Origin of the sequence: Collinsella sp. TF11-5AC, assembly GCF_003436775.1 — a bacterium.
GTDB lineage: Bacteria > Actinomycetota > Coriobacteriia > Coriobacteriales > Coriobacteriaceae > Collinsella.
In genome coordinates this window covers 56,580-81,600 of record NZ_QSQO01000001.1, presented here as the reverse complement: position 1 = coordinate 81,600, position 25,021 = coordinate 56,580, and the positions used below count along the sequence as shown (strand labels likewise).

The following is a 25,021-nucleotide window of genomic DNA, read 5'->3' as shown; positions in this document are numbered from 1 at the left end:
CCTCGCTAATGGCGCGCGTGGCCCTGCGGTCGGCGAGCCCGGACTCGAGCACCCAGCTGACCACCGAGCAGATCGAGGGGTTCTGCCCCAAGGCGTCCGAGGCGCTCGAAGAGGCCGAGGCCGACGCGCTGGCCTACCTCGACTTCCCCTACGAGCACCACGTGAGACTTCGCACCAACAACGTGCAGTAGCGCGCCAACCGCGAGCCCAAGCGCCGCGGCTGCGTGGTGCAGGTCTTCCCCAGCAGGAAGTCGCTCATCAGGATGATGGGAGCGGTGTTCTCAGAGATGGACGAGGGCTGGGCCGGACGCCGCCAGTTCAACGAAGACCCCATCGGCAGGGCCGTCGAGGGCGCCAAGGTGAACGCGCCTGCCTACGAGGGCCCTGCCGCCGAGCACGCGGCCGGGATCATCGCACTCGTCGCGGCCGGTAACCCCGTTGTCGGCAGGAAGGCGGCGTGACATAGGCTAGAATGACGGCATTCTAGATGATTCTCGGTTCCTCGGGCAGCCTGTGGCCACCCTCGAGAACCGAGCCCTACATCATGATTCGCGACACTACCATACTGTTGATAAGCGAAAGGGGCTTGCGATGCGTAAGTCAGCAAGATGCTTGGGGCGGGATGTTGGGCTTAACGCAGAGGAGGTGAATGTCTGGCTGAAGGAAGAAGGCTACCTCGAAGGCGAACCTGGAGATTATAGGGTCACCGAGAAGGGGCGTCCTTATGCCACGCAGAGGCACTGGGAAACCGGAAGCCCTAATCATGCTGGCTATGTTTCCACGTCATGGAAAGAGGAAATCCTCAATGAAATTGGCCCGCTTTCCCCGGAACGCAGACGTGAGCTTTCCGATTCGGTTGCAGCCAATCGCGCCGAAAAGAAAAGGCAGAGAGAAGAGTGGGAGGCATCGCTTGCGGCAAATGGCGATGACAGTCTTGATGACGGCCAGCGCGATGGCAATGATGCCTCCGATTCGAACGGTGGCAAGGTGGCGGCTGCTGCGATTACCGTAATTGCCGTTAGCTTTCTGGCGGTGAAAGGTGCTCAGGCGGCAAAGCCTCATGTCGAAAAATGGTGGCGTGAGACCGCGCGTCCAAAGATTGTCAAGACAAAGAAAAACGTTATGGCGAAGTTCAAGGGAGTATCTGACGAGCAGGGCGAGGAGGCTGATCCTAAGACAACGGAGAAGACAGCAGATTAACCTTTAGCGCCTTTCAGTGGCGAGGAGAAGCAGCACGCTGCGCCCTCACCCACGCAAGATGTCGTCCATAATTGCGAACCTCACTGCTTCGATCGAGTGGTCGTTGCCGTCGGGGATGCCCTCAAGCCACGTCCCGTCGCAGTCGTGGTCGTGGTCGTACTTCTTGAGCCTGGACTTCTCATGCGCCAGCGGGCAGCGCACCGGGTCGATGCAGATTTTGCGCACCCTGCCAGCACTCGTAGGAGAGCCGCCTCGTGTTGCTCTTGGGCACGAGCCTCACCTGCAGCCCCACCTTGCGCGGCACATGGCCATCGACTGCTTGCATTCGGGCGTTTCGCCGCACCAGATCAGATCGCCGTGCAGGTATACGTCCCCGCCGGGCTCGTCCGCGTAGGCGTACAACTGGGTGAATAGCATCACCACAGTATTTATGGCGAGGAAGGCCACAAGCAAAGGCGCAAGAAATACAATACACGACGCACGACGCTCCACCAACCAACCGCCATTCAGGGACACATTCGGCCAACTGCGCACTAAACAAAGCGGGGTCCGGAGCGCTAGTCCGGGACCCCGCTTTGTTTCGCAAGGGCTGCTACCTCTACTGCCCCTGCGCCCTGTACCTGGCCTCGGTGGCCTCCTTGGCCGGGCGCCACCAGGACTCGTTCTCCACGTACCAGTCGATGGTGGCCTTGAGGCCCTCGGCGAAGTCGGTGTGCGCAGGCGTCCAGCCGAGCTCGCGCTGGAGCTTGGTCGAGTCGATGGCGTAGCGGCGGTCGTGGCCGGGGCGGTCGGCGACCCAGTCGAAGTCCTCGGGGTCGCGGCCCATCGCCTCCAGGATCATTCGGAGCACGGTGATGTTGTTCTTCTCCCCATTGGCCCCGATGAGGTAGGTCTCCCCCGTGCGGCCCTTGGTGAGGATGTCCCAGACGGCCGAGGAGTGGTCCTCGGTGTGGATCCAGTCGCGGACGTTCTCGCCGCGGCCGTAGAGCTTGGGGCGCACGCCGTCGACGATGTTGGTGATCTGCCTGGGGATGAACTTCTCAACGTGCTGGTAGGGGCCGTAGTTGTTGGAGCAGTTGGAGATCGTTGTCCGTAGGCCGTAGGTGCGGGTCCAGGCGCGCACGAGCATGTCGGAGCTGGCCTTGGTCGAGCTGTACGGTGAGCTCGGCTTATACGGCGTCTCCTCGGTGAACTTGGCGGGGTCGTCGAGCGCCAGGTCGCCGTAGACCTCGTCGGTGGAGACGTGGTGGTAGCGGACGCCGTATTTGCGGACGGCCTCCAGCAGGCGGAAGGTGCCCTCGACGTTGGTGCGCAGGAACGGCTCCGGGTCGGCGATGGAGTTGTCGTTGTGGCTCTCGGCGGCGTAGTGCACGATCGCGTCGTGGCCCGGGACGAGCCTGTCCAGCAGCCCGGCGTCGCAGATGTCGCCGACGACGAGCTCCACGCGGTCCGCCGGCAGGCCGGCGATGTTCTCGGGGTTGCCGGCGTAGGTCAGCTTGTCCAGGACGGTAACGTGCACATCGGGGTGGTTGTCGACCACGTAGTGCACGAAGTTGCTGCCGATGAAGCCGCAGCCGCCCGTGACGATGATGTTCTTGGGTTCAAAAATCTCAGACATATTTACCCCCTCTTTGCCTCGTTTGCGACATTCAAAAGATACTTACCATACGCAGTCTTCTTCAGCGCTTCGCCAAGTTCGTACAACTGATCATGGCCGATAAAACCGCGGCGATAAGCGATTTCTTCCAGGCACGCAATGTAATACCCCTGGCGGCTCTGCACGGCCTCCACGTACTCGGCGGCCTTCAAAAGACCTTCTGGCGTGCCCGTATCCAGCCACGCCATGCCCCGGCCCATCAGCTCGACCGACAGTTGACCTTGTTCTAGATAGGCATTGTTGATGCTCGTGATCTCCAGCTCGCCGCGCGCGCTTGGTTTAACATTTGCCGCGATGTCGGAAACTTGTCCATCATAGAAATACAGACCCGGTACTGCGTAGTTCGACTTCGGAACCTCGGGCTTTTCCTCGATGCCAACCACACGATGATTCTTATCGAACTCCACCACACCGAAGGCCCTGGCGTCCTGCACGGGGTATCCAAATACAACGGCCCCGCCATGGCATTCCACCTTATCCTTTGCGCGTGTAAGCACGCGAGTGAGGTCTTGACCATGGAACATGTTGTCACCCAGAACCAGCGCACACGGCTCACCAGCAAGAAAGTCACGTCCGATGGTAAAAGCTTCAGCTAAGCCGCGAGGCTCGGGTTGCTCGGCATACTCTAAGCGCATGCCCAACTCAGTACCGTTGCCGAGAAGTTCCTTGAACGCTGGGAGGTCACGCGGCGTCGAGATGACAAGCACTTCTCGAATACCGGCGAGCATCAGCACTGAGAGTGGGTAGTATACCAGAGGCTTGTCGTAAATCGGCAGCAGCTGCTTGCTCACCGATTTTGTTATGGGGTGCAGCCGGGTCCCTGATCCACCTGCGAGAATTATGCCCTTCATTAGCCAACCGTTCTTTCTTTTGTATGATTATTCGGCCTGGCTGAGAAGTCATTCCATAAACCAGCCGGTCTCCGTCTTCCTATAAACCAGGAAGTCGCACGGTATGTGCAAAATTTAAACGTTTTCGTTGCCTCTCATTACCTGTCAAGGCCATTGGATTTCATGCCCGTCTCTTACGCTTGGCTTCGTACCTTGCGTGCAGCTTCACGCTTAGACCGAGTTTCTTGAACTCAACTACAGCCATCACAAGCTTAATAACCGTAGCTTGTGATGGCGTTATTGTCGTAAAGTGAAATGTGGTCGACAACCAGTCCGTCGATCTCGATAATCTGCATCGTCGAGAAATTCAACACAACCTGGCTAGATAAGCGTCGTAGCTGGTCTGGTGCCAACTAATTAGTTGGCAATCGCACTGACATCTTGCAAACGCACTAGCCAAAAAGACAGACCCTTTTTGCAACATCCAAGGCCTCTGAACCCGTTCAATTCCGTCTCGTCCTAAATTCCCTAGGAAATCAATGAAGCCGTACTCAGTTGAAGCCCCATCGTAGGTCGATTCATCCCTATCCAGGCTCAGAGTCGAGGAGCTAGTGGCAGTATGTGATAACGCTTATGAGCACGATATTGTTCATGTTATGACTACTCTATCTCAGCCCATATATGATTGCCGATGCTGCTTAGAAACCCGTTCATCTCCGCTCCCCCGTCGAAGCGGAGGAACTCGATGCCCAGTGCCTTGTTGGCGCCGTCAAACGCTTCGACAGATTCACCAGGCTGCTTATAGATGACACTGCGATACATGTGAGGTCTAATGGCAACTGAGTTCGCAATACCCCTGAATACTCCGTCCACGCTCGAGTGCAGCACATAAGTCGCGTAAGCACCCTCGCATATAGAGGAATCCCAAGAGATGTCCCCAGGATTCTCCCCCATTGCGCAGAGAACATTGGCGCCCACGAGGTCGATGCCGCTCGCATCAGAAAGCTGCACGGGAATCATGTTTCCGCCCGCACGGCTTCCCAGTTCCAGCACATAGGGCACCCCGTCCTCGCCCAAGATGACTTCAACGTTAAGCTCCCCGAAGCGCACACCCAGAGCTGTCACGAGCCGCTGAAGAACGTCTTTCACAGCGCTATTTTCGTCAGCAGAAAGCCCGGAAGGTATTTTTTTGCCGACAGGAACAAGACCACCCAAGCCCTCGTCACGCAAGCAAGACATAAGACCCCAAAAATGCACCTTGCCGTCAACAACAAATATGTCTCCGCCGATCACATAAGGGAATGTCTTTCTAATATACTCTTCACAAATCAGCGTCCCGTTACGCGAAAAATCGCCGGCGTGATCAATTGCCCTACTGAGCTCAGAAAGGTCATTAAGTACGCTTACTCCCTTAGAGCCAGAAGAATCTGTTGGTTTAACAACGATGGGGAACCTGAAACCCTCCACAAGGTGCGATACTTCCTCAATGGTGGCGTTTCTTGAAAACGAAGCCGTCTGAGGGCACGGAAGCCCAGCCTTTTTGAGAAAAGTCCGGAACAGGTGCTTCTCCGACATGGTTACGATTGCCTTCAAAGGGTTGGTAGGCAGCCCCATTGCCTCTGCGACGTACCCCGCCGTAGGGGAAGCTGGATCGCTGCTGTAGGCAAGTACGCCCGAAACGTCTTCTTTTCGAGCTATTTTGAGCATCAGCTCGCGGTCGGTGGTACTTGCTTGGTAGAAAGTGTCGGCCACAAACTGCCCAGGATTATCCGGTAGATAGTCGCAGAGCACCGTGCGAAACCCCAGTGCCTTCGCTTTCTCTATGGCAACAACTTGTTGGCGTGAGCCACCCAACATCAGGATTGATTTCTTGGAAACACTCATCGTGCGCACCCCAGCACAATATTGCTGATGCGATCAACGTCTTCCAATGCAAGATCGGCGTACATGGGCAGCGTGATCACTTGGGATGCCGCCTTCTTAGCAACTGGAGTGCGGTCGCTGGAGTACACGCTTCTATAGCAAGCGTAATCGTTGACCAACGGATAGAAGTATTTGCGCGCGCCGACGCCAGCCTTGTCCAAGGCATCGAAAACGTCATCGCGAGTGGCGCCGAAGACACTCGGATCGAACAACACGGGAAGGTACGCATAGTTGTGGCGGATGTTCTTGGCGGGACGGAAAACGGTCACGCCGGCTGTGCCTTCAAGGTTGTCCCAATAACGCTCAGCAACGGTCTTGCGCTTGCCGATCTCGGCGTCCAGGTGACGAAGATTGCAGACGCCCATAGCCGCGCAGAACTCATTCATCTTGGCATTGCCACCGACGTACTCGACGTCCTCGGGTCCCGTGATGCCGAAGTTCTTCCATTGGTTGAGCAGCGGATACAGATCCTCGTTCTTGAAACAGACGCAACCACCTTCGATGGTGTTGAATACCTTGGTCGCATGGAAGCTGAACATGGCTGCATCGCCGAAAGACGCCGCGCTATCGCTGCTTCCGTCTTCGTTCACGCGCTCGACGCCGAAGGCATGGGCAGCATCATAGATGACCTTAAGCCCGTGACGGTCAGCGATCTCCTGGATAGTATCAACATCGCAAAGATTGCCGTAAACATGCACAGGCACGATGGCGCAGGTGCGCGGGGTGATTAATCGTTCAATGCTCTCGGGATCCAACGTTAGATTCACGGGATTCACGTCGGCAAATACGGGAGTAAGTCCCTTTCGGACTATAGCGTGAGTGGTCGAGGCAAAGGTGAACGGTGTAGTGATGACCTCTCCGCCGGTCGGAAGAGCCATGGCCTCGAGGATGCACTCTAAAGCATTGTGACCATTAGTGAACAGAGCAAGGTTGTCGATCCCCAAACGCTCCTTGAGGTCTGCCTCGAGCTTCTTATGCTCAACACCCATATTGGTAAGCCAATGGCTTTCCCAAAGAGGCGCGACTTCTTCAAAGTATTCCTCCATAGGAGGCATGGATGATCGTGTGACAAGAATGCGGTTACCCATATCAGGTACCTTCCCTTCGCTATGCAGCTTTCAAAGAACGATGGCTAAAACGGTTACAGTATTGACGCAACGTCTTTAACGACGTTTTGCACCCAAGAAATCCTTGGCGGTATTGATGAGGTACTCAAATGCTTCAAGTTTAAAAATGGCAGCAATACCAAAATAGGCAATCGCCATTGCGGCAATTTCGGCAAGAATCTGAAGTGCAGGGAGGGCAGTAAATGAGCCACAAAACAGCGCAAACCCTCCTGCAATTGCAGAGATTACAAATGCAGGAGCGATATCACGCAATTGCTCAGAATAGGAATACCCGATAACACGTTTGTTAGGATATGCGTTAACAAACGTTGAAATGATGCCGGTAATCATATACATGGCGACCATTAGGTAAATATCGTTTAGCACAAACGCCGCAAACAAAATGAAGCAGATGCCATAAGCCTTTTTTACTAGTTCAAGTTCAAGAAATAAATCAGATCGCCCCATGCCATTTAATGCCTGAAGATTTGTCGTGTGAATTGGCAGTAAGGCATAGATGAAGCAGTACATTCGCAGGAATGGAACACAGAACAACCATTTTGGGCCCAAAAGAACCCCGACTATCGGCTCGGCAGCCACAGCAAATAACGTCATGGAAGGAACGATAAGGAAGGTCGAGGTTTTTAATGCTCTTCGCACGAGCCTTTTTACGTAGGAGGCGTTGTTTTGTACACGCGAAACTGCTGATAACATCACTGGCTGAATTGCCCCATCAAGCACGGATCCCAATGCTTGAGGGTACTTTTTTCCCTGTGATACTAAACCAAGATTTGAAGCACTAAATTGCTTGCCAATTATTAAATCAGATAGTGATTGGTAACCCTGTTCAAGTAAGCCGGAAATGAGGAGCTTCCAACTGAATCCAAAATGTTTGTAGGCTTTCCGCTTGTTAAATACAAAACTTGGAACCCATCTAGCCTGAAGCCAGAGAACGAAGCAATTAACAACTTGGTAGACGAGTTGCTGTAACACAAGTGCCCACAGCCCAGCTTCGGCAAAAGCAGCTCCTATGCCGAGAATGCCAGAAACGATAACTGCACCTATAGTGGCGTTAAATACCTTACGAAATTCAAGTTCACGTTGAACTATTGCAACTTGCACCGAGTTGAAAGCAGTGACTAGCAATAAGAATCCAAGGACACGAAGAGGCCAGACGATGTTTGGCAGGGCGTAAAAAGTTGCAATTGCAGGAGCGGAAAAAAATACTAACGTAAATAAAACTGCTGATACGGTAAAACTTAGCCAGAATACAGTTGATAAATCAGTCTCATCAATCTCTTCAGCCTGTACCAGTGCAGTATTGAGACCAGACGTAACAATCACATTGCCCACATTAACAAATACAAGCATTATTGCGAGTGCGCCAAATTCCTTAGGTGAAAGAAGCCTTGCCATTACAACTTGGATAGCAAGTTCAACTACGGCACGCCCGCCTTTTTCAAACACCTTCCAGAATAAGGCACTTACTGTTGCACCCTTCAAATTATTTACTTGCATTAAGTTGGTCCTCATACATAGATCTTTTGCAAATTCTCTCTAATAACAAACGCTGAAAGAACATGCCTCTTGCCTCAAGTTCAGACAGTGGAAACGTATCAAGATTGGTGGCAGGTAGCTTAAACACAAATTCAGGGTCGACATCGATCTGCGATTGAGCTGCGTTGAAACTTTTAATAGATTTCTCTATGTACGCGCTGTCATCCATTTTGATTACATTTTCGATAAGTGGAACAACATTAAATCCTGCAGAATCGGACATGATGTCTCCAACATCATCAATGAAGCCATATCCCTCGCACTCATACGTGTAGTGGCGCATGCAAATAGACGGTAGGGCGCATTCAGCCCCCCTCCATAACGAACCAGCAACTCCGACGTTAAGATGACAGGAAAGCATTTTAGTCTTGAGCTGCTCTGGCGATAAAGGACCCGTAAGCACAACTTGAGAACGAGCCGGTTCGGGAAGACGTGAGAGAGCATCCTTAACCTGCTTCTCCCCTTGCCCGTATCCGACAATGAAAAGTCTCGCTTCCGGATGTCGTTCATATATGTCGCTGAATGCTTTTATCAGACCAAGCATGTATCCCTTATGCGGGAAATCGAAACGAGCGCAAGTGATGATATTAAATTTATCCCTCCGGCTTTTTGCCTTTTTTTCTATGATTTCATCCGCTGGTGCATCCAGTGGAAATATGGCTTTTAAGACCTTTGACTCTTTATTGGCTACGTTTATTCCATATTCCTTCTCATAAGCCGTAAGGTGAATGTCGCTGAACCCTATAAGATTTCCCGTTCGATCAATCCACTTGGCAGCATTTGAAAGTCGCAGTCTCCAGCGTTCACGAGTACGACCGGAGCGTAGACATGTTTCAGGCAGAACGGCGCCGCCTTTAAAGTGAGGAATAGTAAGTAAATGAGATACAGTATGGCACTGCCAATCCTTCATCACATGTTGGGAAATGCAGTAGCGAAGCAAATCAGTTGTAAGGACGACAGCATCTTCATCATCAGCAAATTTAAGTGAGGGATATATTGGTCCAAAGGGCGTCCGCTTCAGATAATGCTTTTCAACCTCAGGAGCATCTGTAATGTTTTTATAGGCGGAAGATTTTTCATGCTCCTTGGTTGTAAGCCAAATAACACGATATCCTTGATCGATACAATATTTAAGTAGCTGTATTTGTATGTTTTCGATACCGCCGATACCCATATACGGTCGATCAATTACCAAACATTTCATTTCTTGATCTCCAATATTGTTAAAAAGAGGCAAACAAATATGGATCGAAAGTCGTTCCCTGGATTTGATGTGCAAGGTAAATGAGCAATAAGAGAGATATTCCCATATAAGCTATCAATTGTTGATGCTTCTCAAGCTCTTCAAGAATTGCCGGTATCAAGGCGATTACGAACACCCAAACATATTCGATAGCCCTAGCCATTACCTCATTACTTAAAAACAGTGAGTACAAAAGCATGCTTAATATCGAAGACCAGATAGCAATGGAAGTCGTCTTACTTTTAGTTAATTTATCTATATCGAAAAACAGTAAGCAACCGACGGTAAGTAATTGAAGCATAAGAAGGTTATTAAACTTGAAGGAAAGCGCATAATGCGATTTACCAAATAAAGCAAGCACTCGTGGCATTATGTTTGGTAAGAAGAAAGCGGATACCAATATTAAAACAACACAAGCAACTAAAGACTTTTCAATGGTGTTTTTAGTTACAGGACGATTGACGAATGGGTATAGAACGGCAAAGATGGCTGCACTTCTATGGAATGAGATAGCGAGCAGCAGAAGTATGAAGAACTTACCTGGTTTTCTCTCTAATAAATATTTACTTGCAAACAGACAGACACAGAAGGCGAGGGTCTGACGAAGAACGTAGAAAGAATAGAGATAGAAAATTAAACAAGTTGCAATAAAAATGGAATAGCCAGGTTTTTTTGAATATCTATACGCGAAAAACGAAAGCGAAAAAGATGTTAATCCCGATAGAACAATGATGAACTGTCTATAAGTAAAGCCTATATGGGAGAATAGCCAGTTCACAATGACCCAACCATTCTCGTACGCATAAGGATACGGTAAGCTTGCAACCTTAATTGGAGAAGAGCTTAAAACCGAGCATATACCTTCAAAACTATATCCTGAAATTAAATGATAGCCGTTGTAGTAATAAAGAGCGTCTGCGCCATAAAACTCGCTTCTCATTGCCAAGATAAGGAAAGCTTGAAGTCCGCATATGAAGCATGCCGCCTTTGGACTTCTATAGAAGATGGTGGCAAATAGTAATATCAGAATAGAGTTGGCCAATAAAACAATCATTTAGATTCACCATCCAGAGAGATCTGGGGTGAAAAAAGCGCATCGATTAGAATTCGAGCATTGCAATTTGTTTGGAATTTGGTTTTCCATTGTTTGCGCGCAGCAGCCCTCATGAGGGAGTAATCTTCATCATTCATATTAAGGAACTGCAGAATTGAAGCAGCAATATCCTCGGCACTGCTCTGCTCGGGTATTAGCATTCCATTAAAACCATCGGATACAATTTCATGTGTACCCCCAACGTCAGTGGCCAAAACAGGAATTCCATGGCCACTCGCCTCCATAATTGATATGGGCAGTCCTTCGCTAACTGAAACATTTATGAAGAGATCGAAATGATTCTCACGATATTCGCGTAACAGCTGTTTATTTGCGATGTTTCCAACGAAACAACTGCTTATTTTGTTGAAATGCTTTGCAATTTCTTTGACTTCAGCCAATTTGGGCCCATCGCCGTAATGAGTCCATTCAATCTCAAATCCCCTTGCGTCAAGCAACATTAACGCCTTAGCAAGCAAGGACACACGCTTGACGTCGGTTACAGCAGAGCAGGATACTATTTTAAAAGAAGCACCCCTATTTTCACTGGACATATCGGGGAGCCAACAGGTTCCTAAATAACCTGTCCTTATCTTCTCGGTAAAGGCAGGATATGTTTTCTTAAGATACAAAGTTCCATCCTCGGAGCACGGAATTACAGTATCCAAGCAAGAAAGTTGATAATACCTACATGGAAGATAATTGCAGCGTGTACGGTCGTGGTAGAGGTCATATCTGTGTGCACGTGCTATTGCCGACTGACATGAATGCTTTTGCTTCAACCAGCAGGCAATAAGTGCAGTATCGTGAAACCAGAAGCTATAAACGTTGGTTGGAATGATTTCACGAATCTCAAGCTGGCCCTTCAGTGCCTTCCATTTTCTAAAAGCTTTTCCAACGTAATACCGTTGGAAAAGATGTTGATCAACTGAAAACAAACTGTCAGTTTTGACGGCATCGGCAGTAATCTGCTTAAGCCTCAAGCTGATAAGCCCCTCAATCAAACAGAAGCATTTTTCGATAAGAGTCTGGGGGAATCCGAGAGCAAGCGATATAACATTTTCGGGAGTATTCTGAATCTGCACTGCGGATGAAGACGCTTCAGTGGCAACAATTACCACTGAAGCAAAATGAGGCGCTATGAATTTTATTTCTGTTTCAAGATATGACTCGGCTGGAGTGGCGCCGTCGTTAAAGGGAAAATGCTTGGTGAGCATTAATAGCGTATCGCCTTTCAACGAGCCATAATCTTTATTACAAGGTACTAGCAATTTAACACCAGCACATCGGCGATTCGCTCGCTCGCATACCCATCGCCGTAAGGATTCGAGGCGTGACTCATAGCCTCGTACTCGGCCTGATCGCTGAGCAGACGGCTGAACTCGCGGTAGATGACGTCCTCCTCGGTGCCGACGAGCTTCAGCGTGCCGGCCGCCACGCCCTCGGGGCGCTCAGTGGTGTCTCGCATGACGAGCACCGGCTTGCCCAGGCTCGGGGCCTCCTCCTGGATGCCGCCCGAGTCAGTGAGGATGAGGTGGCTCGCGGCCATGAAGTTGTGGAAGTCGAGCACCTCGAGCGGGTCGATGATGTGCAGGCGGTCGAAGCCGTCAAGCTCCTCGTGGGCGGCCTTGCGGACGAGCGGGTTCATGTGGATGGGGTAGATCGCCTTGGTGTCGGGGTATTCCTCCATCACGCGGCGGATGGCGCGGAACATGCGGTGCATGGGCTCACCCAAGTTCTCGCGGCGATGCGCCGTGATGAGGATGAGGCGGGAGCCCTCAGCCCAATCGAGCTCGGGGTGGGAGTAGCCCTCGCGCACGGTGGTGCGCAGGGCGTCGATGCCGGTGTTGCCGGTGACCCAGATCCCGGACTCGGGTTTGCCCTCGGCGAGGAGGTTCTTCTTGCTGGCCTCCGTGGGCGCGAAGTAGTACTCGCTCACGATGTCGACGGCCTGGCGGTTGAACTCCTCCGGCCAGGGGCTGTAGATGTCGTGCGTGCGCAGGCCGGCCTCCACATGCCCCACGGGGATCTGCAGGTAGAAGCAAGCGAGCGCCGCGGCGAAGCTGGTCGTGGTGTCGCCGTGGACCAGGACCACGTCGGGCGTCTCGTCCTCGAGGATGGCCTTGAGCTTGAGCAGCACGTCGCACGTCACGTCGAACAGCGTCTGGCCCGGCTTCATGATCGCCAGGTCGTGGTCGGGCGTCACGTCGAAGACGCGCAGGACCTGGTCGAGCATCTCACGGTGCTGGCCGGTCACGGTGACGACGGTCTCGAACTCATCGGCGCGCGCCTTCAGCTCGTTCACAAGCGGGCACATCTTGATTGCCTCCGGACGGGTGCCGAAGACGAGCATTACTTTCTTCAAACCGGATTCTCCCTGAAGATTCACTAGGCCCTAGAGCTTGTAGACGTTCTCGCCGTCGCCACAGACGTTGCGCGGGTCGATGAGAACACGGTCGCCGAAGATGCCGGGGTTGTCCTTGACCTGAGAGTGGCCGACCATCACGATCACCATCTCCAAGCCGTCAAGGAATTCCTCCATGGAGTGGACCTGACCGGAAACCTCATCGCGCTCGACCCACGGGTCGTAGACCTTGACGGATCCGGCGCAGAGGTGCTCGGACATGGACTCGAGCATCTGCAGCGTCGGGGACTCGCGGATGTCGTCGACGTTCTCCTTGTAGGTGAGGCCGTAGATGCCGACCTTCGAGGCGTCCGTGATGCCGCGCTCCGCCATGACCTCGTGGGCCCGGTGCATGACGTACTCGGGCATGGAGGCGTTCGTCTGCAGGGCGAGGCGGATGAAGTTGGCCGTCTCGGGGTAGTCGCCGACCAGGAACCACGGATCGACCGGGATGCAGTGGCCGCCGACGCCCGGGCCGGGGTTGAGGATGTTCACGCGCGGGTGCTTGTTCGCGATGCGGATGACCTCGGCGACGTCCATGCCGCCGATACGGCAGATCTTGGCGAGCTCGTTGGAGAAGGCGATGTTCACCGCGCGGAAGGTATTCTCGACGACCTTGGTCATCTCGGCGGTGCGGATATCGGTGACGGAGATCTCGCCCCGGCAGAAGCTGGCGTAGACCTTTGCCACGGCCTCGCCTACCTCGGGGTCGTCGGCGCCGATGGTGCGGTTGTTGTGAAGCAGCTCGTAGACCATGTTGCCCGGGATGATGCGCTCGGGGGCATGGACGAGCCTGACGTCACCGCGGCCGGCCTCGACAAGCAGCGGGCGCACGAAGCGGTCGATGGTGTTGGGAGAAACGGTGGACTCGATGACAAGCACGGCACCCTCGGGGGCGACTTCGAGGACGGTCTTGCAGGCGGCTACGACGTAGCACGGGTCGATTTTCTTGTCGAGCTTATCATAGGGCGTGGGAACCGAGACGATGTAGGTGTCGCAGACCTGGTAGTCAGTGGAGAACTTGATGCCGGCCTTCAGGGCATCGGTGAACAGCTCGTCCAGGCCATCCTCCTTGAAGGTGGTCTTACCAGCGTTGAGAGTAGCGACAAGCTCCTCGTTGTAGTCGGTACCCACGACCTCCACGCCGTGGGAAGCCATCATGAGGGCGGTGGGCAGGCCGATATAGCCGAGACCGATAACGTTAACCATTTGTTATTACTCCTTTTCTAGTTAGCGTTTTTAACAGCGCCTACCAGGCTCAAAAGCATCTGGTCTGCCATTCGTTTGCGTGTATAGTTTTGTTCCATGAAGTTGATCGCAGAAGTGCTCATTCTCGATAGCTCCTCCGCGAGGTCAGAACGGGACGCGAAACACTCAAGCGTTTCAAGATCCTCATCTATGGTGCCGCAGAGGACAATCCCCGCTCCGCTCTCACGAATTAGGTTAGAAGCGTCTCCATCTGGACCTATGTAAAGCACGGGAACTCCGCGCGCAAACGACTGAAAAATCTTGGAAGGTATTGTTCCAGCAAAGCTGTCGCTCTTTTGGAGCGAAACTACGGTCATATCGACATCAGCGTAATAGCGCTCCAGCTCATTCATCGGCATACCATGCATAAGCCTGAGAAAGCCCTGAGAAGACGATGTGAGCTCTGATTCAACTTCAGATCGAGCTGCACCTTCTCCAATTAAAAGATAAGAAGAAGCTAGTCCCTTCTTCGCAAGCGAACCAATGTACTTTACAGTGACAGGGACATCCTGGGATAGGCCCATTGTGCCGAAGTAGCCAAAGCGAAGACAGTTGTTCCAAGCATGGTTGCAGGGGACAAGGTCAGCCCCATTTGGGACAACCGTTATTCTCAACGGCTCAACACCTTCGGCAGCGAGGTCGTCTCTAAAACCTTTAGTAAGAACCACTATGCGATCAGCTGATTTGCAGAACGATAGCTCAAGTGCCTTTATTGCTCTAACTTTGAAACTGGTAGCCGGAGATCCAGTAGCAATCATCTGTTTATAAGTAAGGTCACGAAATTCAACTACTAGAGGTAGTCCATGTTTTTTGGCATAGTGAACCCCAAGCCAAGCAGAAAAGACCGTTCCATAAGTTACAAGTACGACATCATAATCAGTGCCTACCGGAGAATCGTGCTTAAGATTCTTAAGTCCGTTGATTATGAAACTAGCGCCTGCTTCAATTCGCTTTTTAAAACTTGTGTTTGGCTGAATCTTAGAAGCAGAGCGGAAGATGCGAACTCCGCCAATATTCTCAACAGCGAGCTTAGTCATTTCATAGCCATCATAGAGACGCCCGGTCGGATAATTTGGCCATCCAGTAAATACAGTTATCTCATGTCCCAAAGATGCCCAAATTTGAGAGTGATCAGAAGCACGAAATGCGGCAGCAATATTTTCAGGCTTATAGAATTGCGTAAAATATAGAATTTTCAAAATTATCGACCTGTCCTGTGTTTTCCAAACATTGCACCGAAAGTGCCGGTAAAGCATTTCCAATCCATACGGAAGCAACGGTTCCGCACATAACGGAGCTCGATCTTCTGTCGCAAGCCGCTTTCAAATGTCGCGGCATTGCGGTCGGTGGCCTGCCACAGGCCGGTAATGCCCGGCGTGACGCTCAGCAGCTCTTCCTTCTCCTCTTCGGAGAAGTGCTGTTCCAACTCGTCACGCGTGATGGGGCGCGGACCGATCACGGACAGATCGCCCTTGAGCACGTTGAGGAACTGCGGTATCTCGTCGATGGAGCACTTACGGATGAACTGGCCCACCTTTGTGATGCGTGGGTCGTTATCGACCTTGCGCTCCACCTTCCACTGGTGCAGCTGCTCGGGGCTCAGGTACTTCTGCACATCACCTGCATCAGAGACCATGCTGCGAAGCTTAAGCACGCGAATCACCTGGCCTCCCCTGCCCACGCGCTCCTGCGTGTAGACTGGGCAGCCCGGGGACTCCACGCAGATCGCGGCGCAGACACAGGCCATGGGAATCGCCAGCACTGCAGCACACCCGGCGCTGAAGGCTATATCGAACGTTCTCTTGCATATGCGGTAGAAGAGGGTCCCGGTAGGTTTCCTAGGCATGGGCTAGCACCCCGCCAACGGAAAAGTCTCGGGAAATGCCTCTAGCAGGCACCCCCCCCCGTTATCATTTCGACGACTGTGAGCGCCACGATCTTCAAGTCGGTGGCCACGCCACGCTTCGCGATATACTCCAAATCGCGGCGGACCATGCCGTCAAAGTCGGTGTCGTTGCGGTCCGTAACTTGCCACCAGCCGGTGATACCTGGCTTAACAGCAAGGCGCTGCAGGTCGTACTCGGTGTACTGCTCAACCTCCCGGGGCAGCGGCGGACGCGGGCCGACGACGGACATCTGGCCCAAAAAGACGTTCAGGAACTGCGGGAACTCGTCGATGGAGTGTTTGCGGATGAACTTCCCGATCTTGGTGACGCGCGGGTCCTCCCTCATCTTGAACATGGCGCCGGCGATCTCGTTCTGCTCCTTGAGCTCGGCGAGGCGCTCGTCGGCGTCCCTGTACATGGAGCGGAACTTCCACATGCGGAAGGTTGACAGGCTGCCGTCGCGGTGGGTCTGGCCCACGCGGATCTGGCTGTAGAAGGGGTTGCCATCGCTCTCCAGGCGGATGGCGGCTGCCAGCACCAGGCTAGGAATCGCGATGAGGACAAGCGCGACACCGCTGAAAGCGATGTCAAACGTGCGCTTGACGGCCCGGTAGGCCAGGCGAGAGCGGTCCCAGTCCATGATGGATTGCATGGCCTTGTTGCGGCCGGCACCCTCGCGCCGGTCCATGGCCAGAGCAACTAGCGCCGCTCCGGCGGGCGCATCCGTTTCAAATTCTGTTTTATCCGACACGTTTTCTTCCAAGACTTCGTCCCCAGATCGAGGATCCTCCCTGTTTTGCGAGAAAATCGCCTGCAGCTAGGCAATCGCCTTTTTAAGGTTTCGCATTACGCGCTGCTCGGCCGAAAGTACGGCAAGGCCAACGCGCGTAGTAACGCGACGGCCGCATAGATCGAGCTCCAAATAGGCAGTGCTCTTGCGTCTGTTAATGGTTTTGATAAGGCCTTCGTGACCCAAAAGCGGACCTGCCGTAACTACGACTTGGTCGCCGTCTTTTAGGGCCTCGCTCATGGGTACTACGCGGTCTCCCCTATGCGTAAAGCCGCCAATAAGCTGGACCTCTTCTTTTGCCAGCGGCACAAACTGTCCGTCCTGGGATAACACCCGGGCAAAGTCGTCCATGCGCAGCAGATACTGTTGCACGGTTCGGGGATCTGCCGTATCGCAGATAAGATAACCGGGAAAGAGCGGCTTGGTCGTATCAACCCATTCGCCGTGTGCCTTAATCTCGGTTTGATATTGGGGATAAAAGAGCTCCTGCATGGCGCCCGCCGGCACCATACGCTCGATGCGCTCGCGCATTACGTCCTCGCGACCGTTAATGACTTGGATCACATACCACACGAGCACCACCCCCCCCTGCTGTCTTACGTGTGGCTCACGGGGTTTGGGTATGGCTTCGCCAGGGCGCTTGTGCGCGAAGGCGCTCCATATTCAAACCCTGAGCCCAGTCAGACAAGCACGTGGCTCTGCCCCACCGTGAACGGTATGTATAAGCGCAGTTGCTAGAGACGCGGACGTGTATCGCAAAATGACCGCGTCCCCAGCTGACTGCGTGCGATCCAGTCAAGCGGGTACAAAACTGGACCGCACGCAAACAGCTGCAGGCTGCTACGTTTTGGCATACGAACTACCAAAACTTTGCATCTCATAAATAAATCAACGCAAATAAAAAGAGCTGCATGACGTCTTTATTGGAGCTCGTGGTGTTTCTGACACCGCCGTTACGGCCGGATGCTGATCGACCCTGCGCTATGTGGCCCGTTGGAGCCGCGAGCACAGTTGAACTCATGTATCGTTAGGTATCCTAGCACAAGCTGATAGCGAAATTGATTTGGGTTGCAACGGACAACATATCGTTCATTTGGCGTGCTTAAGGGAGTTGTTTTGGGATGTTGTTCACGTTGATGCAGGTTATTGGGATGCTAACGGTGATTAGGGGCGTTCCTGAAGCCCAAATGGAACGGCGATCTACACTGATAATCACGTTTGGCTAACAAACTATGTACAGAGATGGGAAATAAATTGTGCAACTTTTTGTTGGAGTGGATTGGGTTTGTGGCGCGAGGTATTTTGGCATGAAAAAGCCTTCGGAATTCCGAAGGCCTTTGCATTCACGATGGTGGAGACGAGGGGGATCGAACCCCTGACCTCTTGACTGCCAGTCAAGCGCTCTCCCAGCTGAGCTACGCCCCCGTGACGAGGAAGTACTATAGGGGAATGTTTTGCTTGATGCAAGGACTTTTTTTCGGGTTGTTGGGGTGACTTACGGGATTTTTGGGACAGGTCCTAAAAATCCCTACCGCAGTAGGAATCCGATCGCGGCTCCTTGGTGGACGGTTATGGTGGCTGTGGTTCTTACTATGTTGCTGATGCCCGTGTCAGCTAACAGGCCCAGGGGGCTGTGATCTAGTTCCCACTCTAGGCCGTGTTCGCTTACCTTGGTGTTGGGGGCTACGGCGATGATGGAGAAGGTGCTGCCCTCGTGGCCTTCGATGATCCAGGATTCGCCTTCGTGCAGGATGCGGGCCGTGGTCTCGTCCTCGGCAATCCAGACTGGGGCGTCATCGTAGCCCGCAAGCAGGCCCAGTACGGAAAGTGCCATGTCCGGACGGCCGCCCGTAGCGCAAGTCGCAACCACTTCGGCACCCGGCCAGCGGCGGCGGACGGAATCGAGCGCCAGCGCCAGATCGGTATAGTCCTTGTAGGGGTCGTGGCGCTCAACTTCAAAGTCCTCGGCTGCATCGACCAGAGCGCGTCCCTCATCGCTTACCGTGTCGGCATCCCCCACATACACGTCGCAGCCCAGTCCCGCGCCCAGCAGCGCGTCGAGCCCGCGGTCCACGGCGACAACGTGGTCGCACTCCCCTGCTAACCTATGCAACAGATCCGCGCTCGCCACCACGGGCGAGCCGCAGACCACTAATACCTTGCAAGCCACAGCCCTCGCCTATCCCTCAAACGAAAGCACACAGGCCAGGTCCAGGTCCTCATAACTGTCGATAAAGATATCGCAGTTGTCGCGAACCTCGTCGCGCTCCATACGGCCATGCGGGTCATAGATGCCTACACGCTTAAAGCCGGCGGCGCCAGAACTCTTTAGGCCAAAGACCGCATCCTCAAACACCCACGTGCGCTCAAGCTTATGCCCATGGCACTCCTCCAGGCGGTGCAACGCAAGCTCGTATACGTCGGGGAACTGCTTGGAGCGTCCCGCCTCACCCGTGGTGGTCACAAACTCCATGTAAGCGTCGAGCCCGGCACCAGCGAGCGCGGACTGCACCAGCTCTGTTGGCGTGGACGTAGCAACGCACATGGCAATACCGGCCTCCTCCGCCTGCTTCAAAAACGCAAGCAGGCCCTCGCGCGGCGGCACCTTGGAGTACCCATCAATCAAAATGTCGCTCAGCTCGCGATACAGCTCCTCGCCATTCGCGCCAATGCCCCACGTGTCGTGGTAGGCCTGGCACTCGTCCTCGAGCGACAAATGCTCAAACTGGGCAAAATCGTCGACCGTCACGTCAATACCGTGGCGGTGCAATAACTCGGGCTGGGCATAGGCCCAAACGGGGGTGCTATTAACCAGTGTGCCGTCGCAATCGAAAATAAAAGCGACATTGTGTGCGGCGGTCTGGGACATAAACATACCTTTCGATGTCAAATGGTAAACAACCTGCTAAAAACGTTTTACCAAACGTTAATCTACTAGTCTAGAAACCCTATTTGGTAAAACTGTCAAGAGTTTTACCATCGCAATTCTGCCAGTGGTATAAACATGGCGCTCGCCGATTAAACGCCGCCGCAAATCCACTTTTCTCCATAAAAGTAACGAACAGGTGTTATCGTATTTCGTGCCGAAAGTTCCACCGAGCACGCGAGGTGGAACGAATCATAGAACTATCGCCGTCCCCTCGATTCGTGCAGCCTTGGACCTTTCGCATCTAGTCACCAAGGCAACACGCTGCCGCGTCATGATGGGATCAAACGTGAGCGATACAAAGCTAAAGCCAGCAACCAAAAAGCCTGCTACCCGTAAAGCCGCCCCGCACGCACCGGAGCTCTCTAAGGACGATGTCTACCTGTTTGGCATTGGCATGTGGGAGCGCAGCTGGGAAAAGATGGGCGCGCACCCCGACACGCAGAACCGTACGCGCGGTTGGCGCTTTTGCGTTTGGGCGCCCGACGTAAAGAGCGTCCATGTCATTGGCGAATTTAACGACTGGAATGAGGAAGCCAACCCGCTGGTGCCCGTGCATACGAGCGCTATTTGGGAAGGCTTTATTCCTGGTGCCGAGCAGGGCCAGCTCTATAAGTATCTCATCGAGACCAACGAGGGCGAGAAGCTCTACAAGGCCGATCCGTATGCCTTTAAGGCCGAGTGCCCTCCGGGAACAGCGAGCGTGCTGTGGACCCTCGACGGCTACAAGTGGAACGACGCCGCATGGCTCAAGCGCCGCGCCGGCCACAACCACATGTCGCAGCCGCTGAACATCTACGAGGTGCATATTGGCTCGTGGAAGCGCCACGGCGATGCGCCGCAGGGCGATCCGGACGAGTACGGCAACTATCCTGGCCCCATGGATCCCTTCCCCGCGCAGCGCGGCGAGTTCTATACCTACGACGACCTGTCGGTGGAGCTCGTGGACTACGTGCGCGACATGGGCTACACGCATATCGAGGTCATGCCGCTTATGGAGCATCCCTTCGATGGCTCCTGGGGCTACCAGACAACCGGTTACTACGCCGCCACGTCGCGCTACGGCAACCCGCAGCAGCTCATGCACTTTATCGATGCGTGTCACAAGGCGGGCATTGGCGTAATCATGGACTGGGTGCCCGGCGGTTTTTGCGCCGACTCCCACGGCCTTGCCACCTTTAATGGCCACATGCTGTTTGAGCACGAGATTCACCCCAACTGGGGCACGCACAAGTTCGACTTCGCCCGCGGCGAGGTCCGCTCCTTCCTGGTCTCCAACGTGCTGTATTGGCTCGAGAACTTCCACGTTGACGGCATTCGCATGGACGGCGTGTCCAGCATGCTGTACCTCAACTTTGGCATCGACGATCCGGGCCAAAAGAAGTTCAACAAGTACGGTACCGAGGAGGACCTGGACGCCAGCGCGTTTATCCGTCAGGTCAACTGCGCTGTTGAGGCGCACTACCCTGACGTGATGATGATGGCCGAGGAGTCCACCGCGTGGCCGCTCGTGACCTATCCGCCGCAGGACGGCGGCCTGGGCTTCCACTACAAGTGGGACATGGGCTGGATGAACGACACCCTGCACTACATGCAGACCGATTTTCCGTGGCGCCCCGGCAACCACGGGCTGCTCACGTTCTCCATCATGTACGCCTTTACCGAGAACTTTATCTGCCCACTGAGCCACGACGAGGTCGTCCACGGCAAGTGCTCGCTGATCGGCCGTATGCCGGGCGACTGGTGGCGTCAGTTTGCCGGCCTGCGCACGCTGGCTTTCTACCAAATGACGCACCCCGGCGCCAAGCTCAACTTTATGGGCAACGAGATTGGCCAGTTTATTGAGTGGCGCTACTACGAGTCCATCCAGTGGTTCCTGACCGAGGAGTACGAGACTCACCGTCATCATCAGGCGTTCATCAAGGCGCTCAACCACCTGTACACCGCCGAGCCCGCCCTGTACGAGCGCGGCTACAACGACGACGGCTTTACCTGGATTGACGCGGACAACTCCAAGCAGTCCATCGTGAGCTTTGTGCGCCAGGGCGAGGACGTCGATGACGACCTGGTGATCCTGATCAACTTTGATCCGGCAAGCTACGAGAGCTTCCGTGTGGGCGTGCCGCGCGAGGGTGACTGGGAGGTCATCTTCGATTCCGACCGTCCCGAGTTCGGTGGCAGCGGATACGCCGGTGAGGAGCCCTACACCTGCTCGAGCGAGCCCTATCCCTGGAACGGGCAAATGGACTCCATCGAGATTAAGGTTCCCGGCCTGGCAGGCGTGGTGCTTAAGCGCCGTGGTCCCAGCAGCTACAAGCCGCCGGTGGTCGAGGCCCCCAAGGCTGCGCCCAAGAAGCGCACGTCCTCGGTGAAGCCCAAGTCTGCGGCTGCCAAGAAGGCTCCGGCTAAGGCGAAGGCAACCAAGCCCGCTGCCAAGGCCACGGCCAAGTCCGCCACGGCCAAAAAGGCAGCCACCAAAAAGGCCGCTACCAAGGCCAAGTCTGCTTCTGTTAAGCCGTCTGCCAAGGATGCGTAACAAAACCGTTACAGCTGTAATTACCCGCCCCGACGAGGCGTAGGATACAAGTCATAACCGTTCCGGGAGAAACATCCCCGGGGGAAAGGAACGTATGAATAAGATCTTCGACAACAAGCAGGAGTTTACCGAGCTCTATCGCGATGCCGTCATGAGCATCAGCGGCAAGAGCGTCGAGGCCGCCAGCGACCTCGACCGCTTTAACGCCCTGGCCAAGCTCGTGGCCGAGAAGGCGCGCACCGTTGCCACCAAGAGTGACGCCCGCGCCACCGCCGAGGGCAAGAAGCGCGTGTACTACTTCTCGATCGAGTTTTTGATCGGCCGACTGCTCGACAACTACCTGCTCAACTTTGGCGTGCGCGACATGGTCGCCGAGGCGCTCGACGACATGGGCTTTGACCTGTCCGTCATCGAGAACCAGGAGCCCGATCCGGCTCTGGGCAACGGTGGCCTGGGTCGTCTGGCCGCGTGCTTCCTGGATTCCATGGCAGCCGAGGGCATTGCCGGCTACGGCAACGGCATGCGCTACCGCTACGGCCTGTTTAAGCAGGAGATCGTCAACGGCAGCCAGGTCGAGGTCACCGACGAGTGGCTCACCCACGGCTATCCTTGGGAAGTCCGTCGTCAGGACAAGGCCGTAACCATCAAGTTTGGCGGCCGCGTCGAGGGCTTTGAGGAGAACGGCCGCACGTTCTACCGCACGGTGGACACGCAGGACATCCTGGCCGTCCCTTATGACATCCCCGTAGTGGGCTATGCCGGCGAGACCGTCAACAAGTTGCGCGTCTGGGCCGCCGAGCCGGTCGAGGAGCACTTTGACCTTGAGGCCTTCAACCGTGGCGACTACGCCCTGGCAGACGCCGAGCGCGCCGAGGCCGAGGCCATCAGCGCCATCCTCTACCCCAACGACGCCGGCGAGCACGGCCGTCTGCTGCGCCTGAAGCAGGAGTACCTGTTTGTCTCGGCCGGCATCTACAGCCTGCTCGACACCTTTGAGAAGGAGCACGGCGAGAATTGGGAGCTGCTGCCGCAGTTTGTGGCCATCCACACCAACGATACCCACCCCGCCATGTGCGGCCCCGAGCTCATGCGTATCCTCATCGACGAGAAGAAACTCGAGTGGGACGACGCCTGGAACATCGTGACGCAGGTCGTGAGCTACACCAACCACACCATCCTGCCCGAGGCTCTGGAGAAGTGGCCCATCGGCACGTTCTCCAAGCTCCTCCCCCGCGTGTACCAGATCATCGACGAGATCAGCCGTCGTTGGCACGAGTCGTTCGACACCACGCAGGAGGGCTGGCAGGAGCGTCTGCGCCAGACCGCCATTCTGTGGGACGGCGAGATTCGCATGGCCAACCTGTCCGTGATCTGCAGCCACAGCGTCAACGGCGTGGCCAAGATCCACTCCGACATCATCAAGAACATCGTGCTCAAAGACTTCTATGCCCTGACGCCCGAGAAGTTCAACAACAAGACCAACGGCATCTCGCACCGTCGCTTCTTTGCCGAGGCCAACCCCACCTATGCCAAGCTCGTGACCGAGGCCATTGGCGATGGCTGGCTGAAGGACGCCTTTGAGCTGGAGAAGCTTAAAAGTTTCCAGAACGACACCGAGTTCCTGAAGGCCGTGGGAGCCTCCAAGCGCGCCAACAAGGAGCGCCTGGCCGCCTACGTTAAGGCCGAGACCGGTCTGGTCATTGACCCTAACACCGTCTTCGATGTTCAGGTGAAGCGCTTCCACGCCTACAAGCGCCAGCTCATGAACATCATGAAGGTGATGGACATCTACAACCGTCGCATCGCCGACCCCAACTTCCACGTGACGCCGACGACCTTCATCTTTAGCGGCAAGGCTGCCTCGAGCTATACCTTTGCCAAGGAGACCATCCGCCTCATTAACTCCGTTGCCGACGTCATCAACAACGACGCCCGCGTCAACGAGGTCATGAAGGTCTGCTTTATCCCCAACTTCCGCGTGAGCAACGCCCAGCTCATCTACCCCGCCGCCGAGATCTCGGAGCAGATCTCCACGGCCGGCAAGGAGGCCTCGGGCACGTCCAACATGAAGCTCATGATGAACGGCGCCATTACGCTGGGCACCCTCGACGGCGCCAACATCGAGATCGCCGACCTGGCCGGCCGCGAGAACGAGGCCATCTTTGGCCTGACCGCTCCCGAGGTCGAGCAGCTCTGGGCATCCAACAGCTACTTTGCGTGGGATACGCTCAACGGCGACCGCGAGCGTCTGGGCCGCGTGATGGACGAGCTCAAGGACAACGCCTTTGCGGGTCTTTCGGGCAACTTCGAGAGCATCTACAACGAGCTCATGAACAACAACGACCCCGACCTGGTTATGGCAGACTTCCGCAGCTACGTGGATGCATGGGAAAAGCTCACCGGCAGCTACGGCGACCAGGAGGCCTGGAACCGCAAGGCCCTGCTCAACACCGCCTCCTCCGGCTGGTTCTCGTCCGACCGCACCATTCGCGAGTACCGCGACGAGATCTGGCACGCATAAAGGCGCGCGAGCTCCCTTTGCCGCACGGCATTATTCGACGGGCGTGGCAGAGCGCCGCGTCCGTCGCTAATGGGTTTAGGAACATCGATGACAGAAGGAGA

At 54.7% G+C, this 25,021-nt stretch carries 21 protein-coding genes, 1 tRNA gene and 1 pseudogene; 5 read left to right on the top strand and 18 right to left on the bottom strand.

Features of this window, described 5'->3' with window-relative positions; genetic code table 11:
* Positions 1-17: 17 nt before the first annotated feature.
* The 3 genes and pseudogenes from DXD16_RS10260 to DXD16_RS00345 all read left to right on the top strand — a co-directional run bounded on the left by DXD16_RS10260 (position 18) and on the right by DXD16_RS00345 (position 1,200).
* Positions 18-191: a hypothetical protein gene (locus DXD16_RS10260; RefSeq protein ID WP_158551475.1), complete on the top strand. Its 174-nt coding sequence runs from the start codon at positions 18-20 to the stop codon at positions 189-191.
* 15 nt (positions 192-206) lie between these two features.
* A pseudogene (locus DXD16_RS00350) lies at positions 207-461 on the top strand (hypothetical protein); the annotation flags it as partial.
* A 130-nt stretch (positions 462-591) separates the two neighbouring features.
* Positions 592-1,200 (top strand): hypothetical protein, encoded by a 609-nt coding sequence (locus tag DXD16_RS00345; RefSeq protein WP_117654731.1) that lies wholly within the window; start codon positions 592-594, stop codon positions 1,198-1,200.
* Positions 1,201-1,245: 45 nt separating this feature from the next.
* Here the strand turns inward: DXD16_RS00345 and DXD16_RS00340 are convergent, their stop codons facing one another.
* The 18 genes from DXD16_RS00340 to DXD16_RS00255 form a co-directional block, all read right to left on the bottom strand.
* Positions 1,246-1,425: a hypothetical protein gene (locus DXD16_RS00340; RefSeq protein ID WP_117654730.1), complete on the bottom strand. Its 180-nt coding sequence runs from the start codon at positions 1,423-1,425 to the stop codon at positions 1,246-1,248.
* Positions 1,426-1,798: 373 nt separating this feature from the next.
* Positions 1,799-2,818 carry a dTDP-glucose 4,6-dehydratase gene (rfbB, locus tag DXD16_RS00335; RefSeq protein ID WP_117654729.1) on the bottom strand — a complete coding sequence of 340 codons (1,020 nt, stop codon included), beginning with the start codon at positions 2,816-2,818 and terminating at the stop codon, positions 1,799-1,801.
* A 2-nt stretch (positions 2,819-2,820) separates the two neighbouring features.
* Positions 2,821-3,708 (bottom strand): glucose-1-phosphate thymidylyltransferase RfbA, encoded by an 888-nt coding sequence (rfbA, locus tag DXD16_RS00330; RefSeq protein ID WP_117654728.1) that lies wholly within the window; start codon positions 3,706-3,708, stop codon positions 2,821-2,823.
* A 639-nt stretch (positions 3,709-4,347) separates the two neighbouring features.
* Positions 4,348-5,571, bottom strand: a complete 1,224-nt coding sequence (locus tag DXD16_RS00325; RefSeq protein ID WP_117654727.1) for an ATP-grasp domain-containing protein — start codon at positions 5,569-5,571, stop codon at positions 4,348-4,350.
* Positions 5,568-6,698: a DegT/DnrJ/EryC1/StrS aminotransferase family protein gene (locus tag DXD16_RS00320; protein WP_117654726.1), complete on the bottom strand. Its 1,131-nt coding sequence runs from the start codon at positions 6,696-6,698 to the stop codon at positions 5,568-5,570. The genes DXD16_RS00325 and DXD16_RS00320 overlap by 4 nt, the downstream gene beginning before the upstream one ends.
* A 75-nt stretch (positions 6,699-6,773) precedes the next feature.
* Positions 6,774-8,249, bottom strand: coding sequence for a lipopolysaccharide biosynthesis protein (locus tag DXD16_RS00315; RefSeq protein WP_117654725.1), 1,476 nt, complete (start codon positions 8,247-8,249; stop codon positions 6,774-6,776).
* Positions 8,221-9,477, bottom strand: a complete 1,257-nt coding sequence (locus DXD16_RS10185; RefSeq protein WP_158551473.1) for a hypothetical protein — start codon at positions 9,475-9,477, stop codon at positions 8,221-8,223. Before DXD16_RS10185 ends, DXD16_RS00315 begins: the two co-directional genes overlap by 29 nt.
* A gap of 19 nt (positions 9,478-9,496) precedes the next feature.
* Entirely contained in the window at positions 9,497-10,570 is a 1,074-nt protein-coding gene (locus DXD16_RS00305; RefSeq protein ID WP_117654723.1) for an EpsG family protein, read from the bottom strand.
* A complete protein-coding gene (locus tag DXD16_RS00300) occupies positions 10,567-11,826 on the bottom strand; it encodes a glycosyltransferase (RefSeq protein ID WP_117654722.1) in 1,260 nt (419 codons plus the stop codon). The genes DXD16_RS00305 and DXD16_RS00300 overlap by 4 nt, the downstream gene beginning before the upstream one ends.
* Before the next feature lie 47 nt (positions 11,827-11,873).
* On the bottom strand, positions 11,874-12,974 hold the full coding sequence (wecB, locus tag DXD16_RS00295; RefSeq protein WP_117654721.1) for a non-hydrolyzing UDP-N-acetylglucosamine 2-epimerase: 1,101 nt from the start codon (positions 12,972-12,974) through the stop codon (positions 11,874-11,876).
* A 30-nt stretch (positions 12,975-13,004) separates the two neighbouring features.
* Positions 13,005-14,222 carry a nucleotide sugar dehydrogenase gene (locus DXD16_RS00290; protein WP_117654720.1) on the bottom strand — a complete coding sequence of 406 codons (1,218 nt, stop codon included), beginning with the start codon at positions 14,220-14,222 and terminating at the stop codon, positions 13,005-13,007.
* A 17-nt stretch (positions 14,223-14,239) separates the two neighbouring features.
* Positions 14,240-15,460, bottom strand: a complete 1,221-nt coding sequence (locus DXD16_RS00285; protein ID WP_158551471.1) for a glycosyltransferase family 4 protein — start codon at positions 15,458-15,460, stop codon at positions 14,240-14,242.
* A 2-nt stretch (positions 15,461-15,462) separates the two neighbouring features.
* Positions 15,463-16,107, bottom strand: a complete 645-nt coding sequence (locus tag DXD16_RS00280) for a sugar transferase (protein WP_117654718.1) — start codon at positions 16,105-16,107, stop codon at positions 15,463-15,465.
* 41 nt (positions 16,108-16,148) lie between these two features.
* Positions 16,149-16,898, bottom strand: a complete 750-nt coding sequence (locus tag DXD16_RS00275) for a sugar transferase (protein ID WP_233502540.1) — start codon at positions 16,896-16,898, stop codon at positions 16,149-16,151.
* Positions 16,899-16,964: 66 nt separating this feature from the next.
* On the bottom strand, positions 16,965-17,516 hold the full coding sequence (loaP, locus tag DXD16_RS00270) for an antiterminator LoaP (protein ID WP_233502539.1): 552 nt from the start codon (positions 17,514-17,516) through the stop codon (positions 16,965-16,967).
* 770 nt (positions 17,517-18,286) lie between these two features.
* Positions 18,287-18,362: transfer RNA gene (locus tag DXD16_RS00265), tRNA-Ala, on the bottom strand.
* Positions 18,363-18,465: 103 nt separating this feature from the next.
* A complete protein-coding gene (locus DXD16_RS00260) occupies positions 18,466-19,107 on the bottom strand; it encodes a thiamine diphosphokinase (RefSeq protein ID WP_117654715.1) in 642 nt (213 codons plus the stop codon).
* Between the two features lie 9 nt (positions 19,108-19,116).
* Entirely contained in the window at positions 19,117-19,806 is a 690-nt protein-coding gene (locus tag DXD16_RS00255) for an HAD family phosphatase (protein WP_117654861.1), read from the bottom strand.
* 331 nt (positions 19,807-20,137) lie between these two features.
* Here DXD16_RS00255 and glgB point away from each other — a divergent pair, with 331 nt between their 5' ends.
* The gene (gene glgB, locus DXD16_RS00250; protein ID WP_117654714.1) at positions 20,138-22,399 is read left to right on the top strand and encodes a 1,4-alpha-glucan branching protein GlgB; all 2,262 of its coding nucleotides are present in this window, start codon (positions 20,138-20,140) and stop codon (positions 22,397-22,399) included.
* Positions 22,400-22,493: 94 nt separating this feature from the next.
* Positions 22,494-24,920, top strand: a complete 2,427-nt coding sequence (locus tag DXD16_RS00245) for a glycogen/starch/alpha-glucan phosphorylase (protein WP_117654713.1) — start codon at positions 22,494-22,496, stop codon at positions 24,918-24,920.
* The last annotated feature ends 101 nt before the right edge of the window (positions 24,921-25,021 follow it).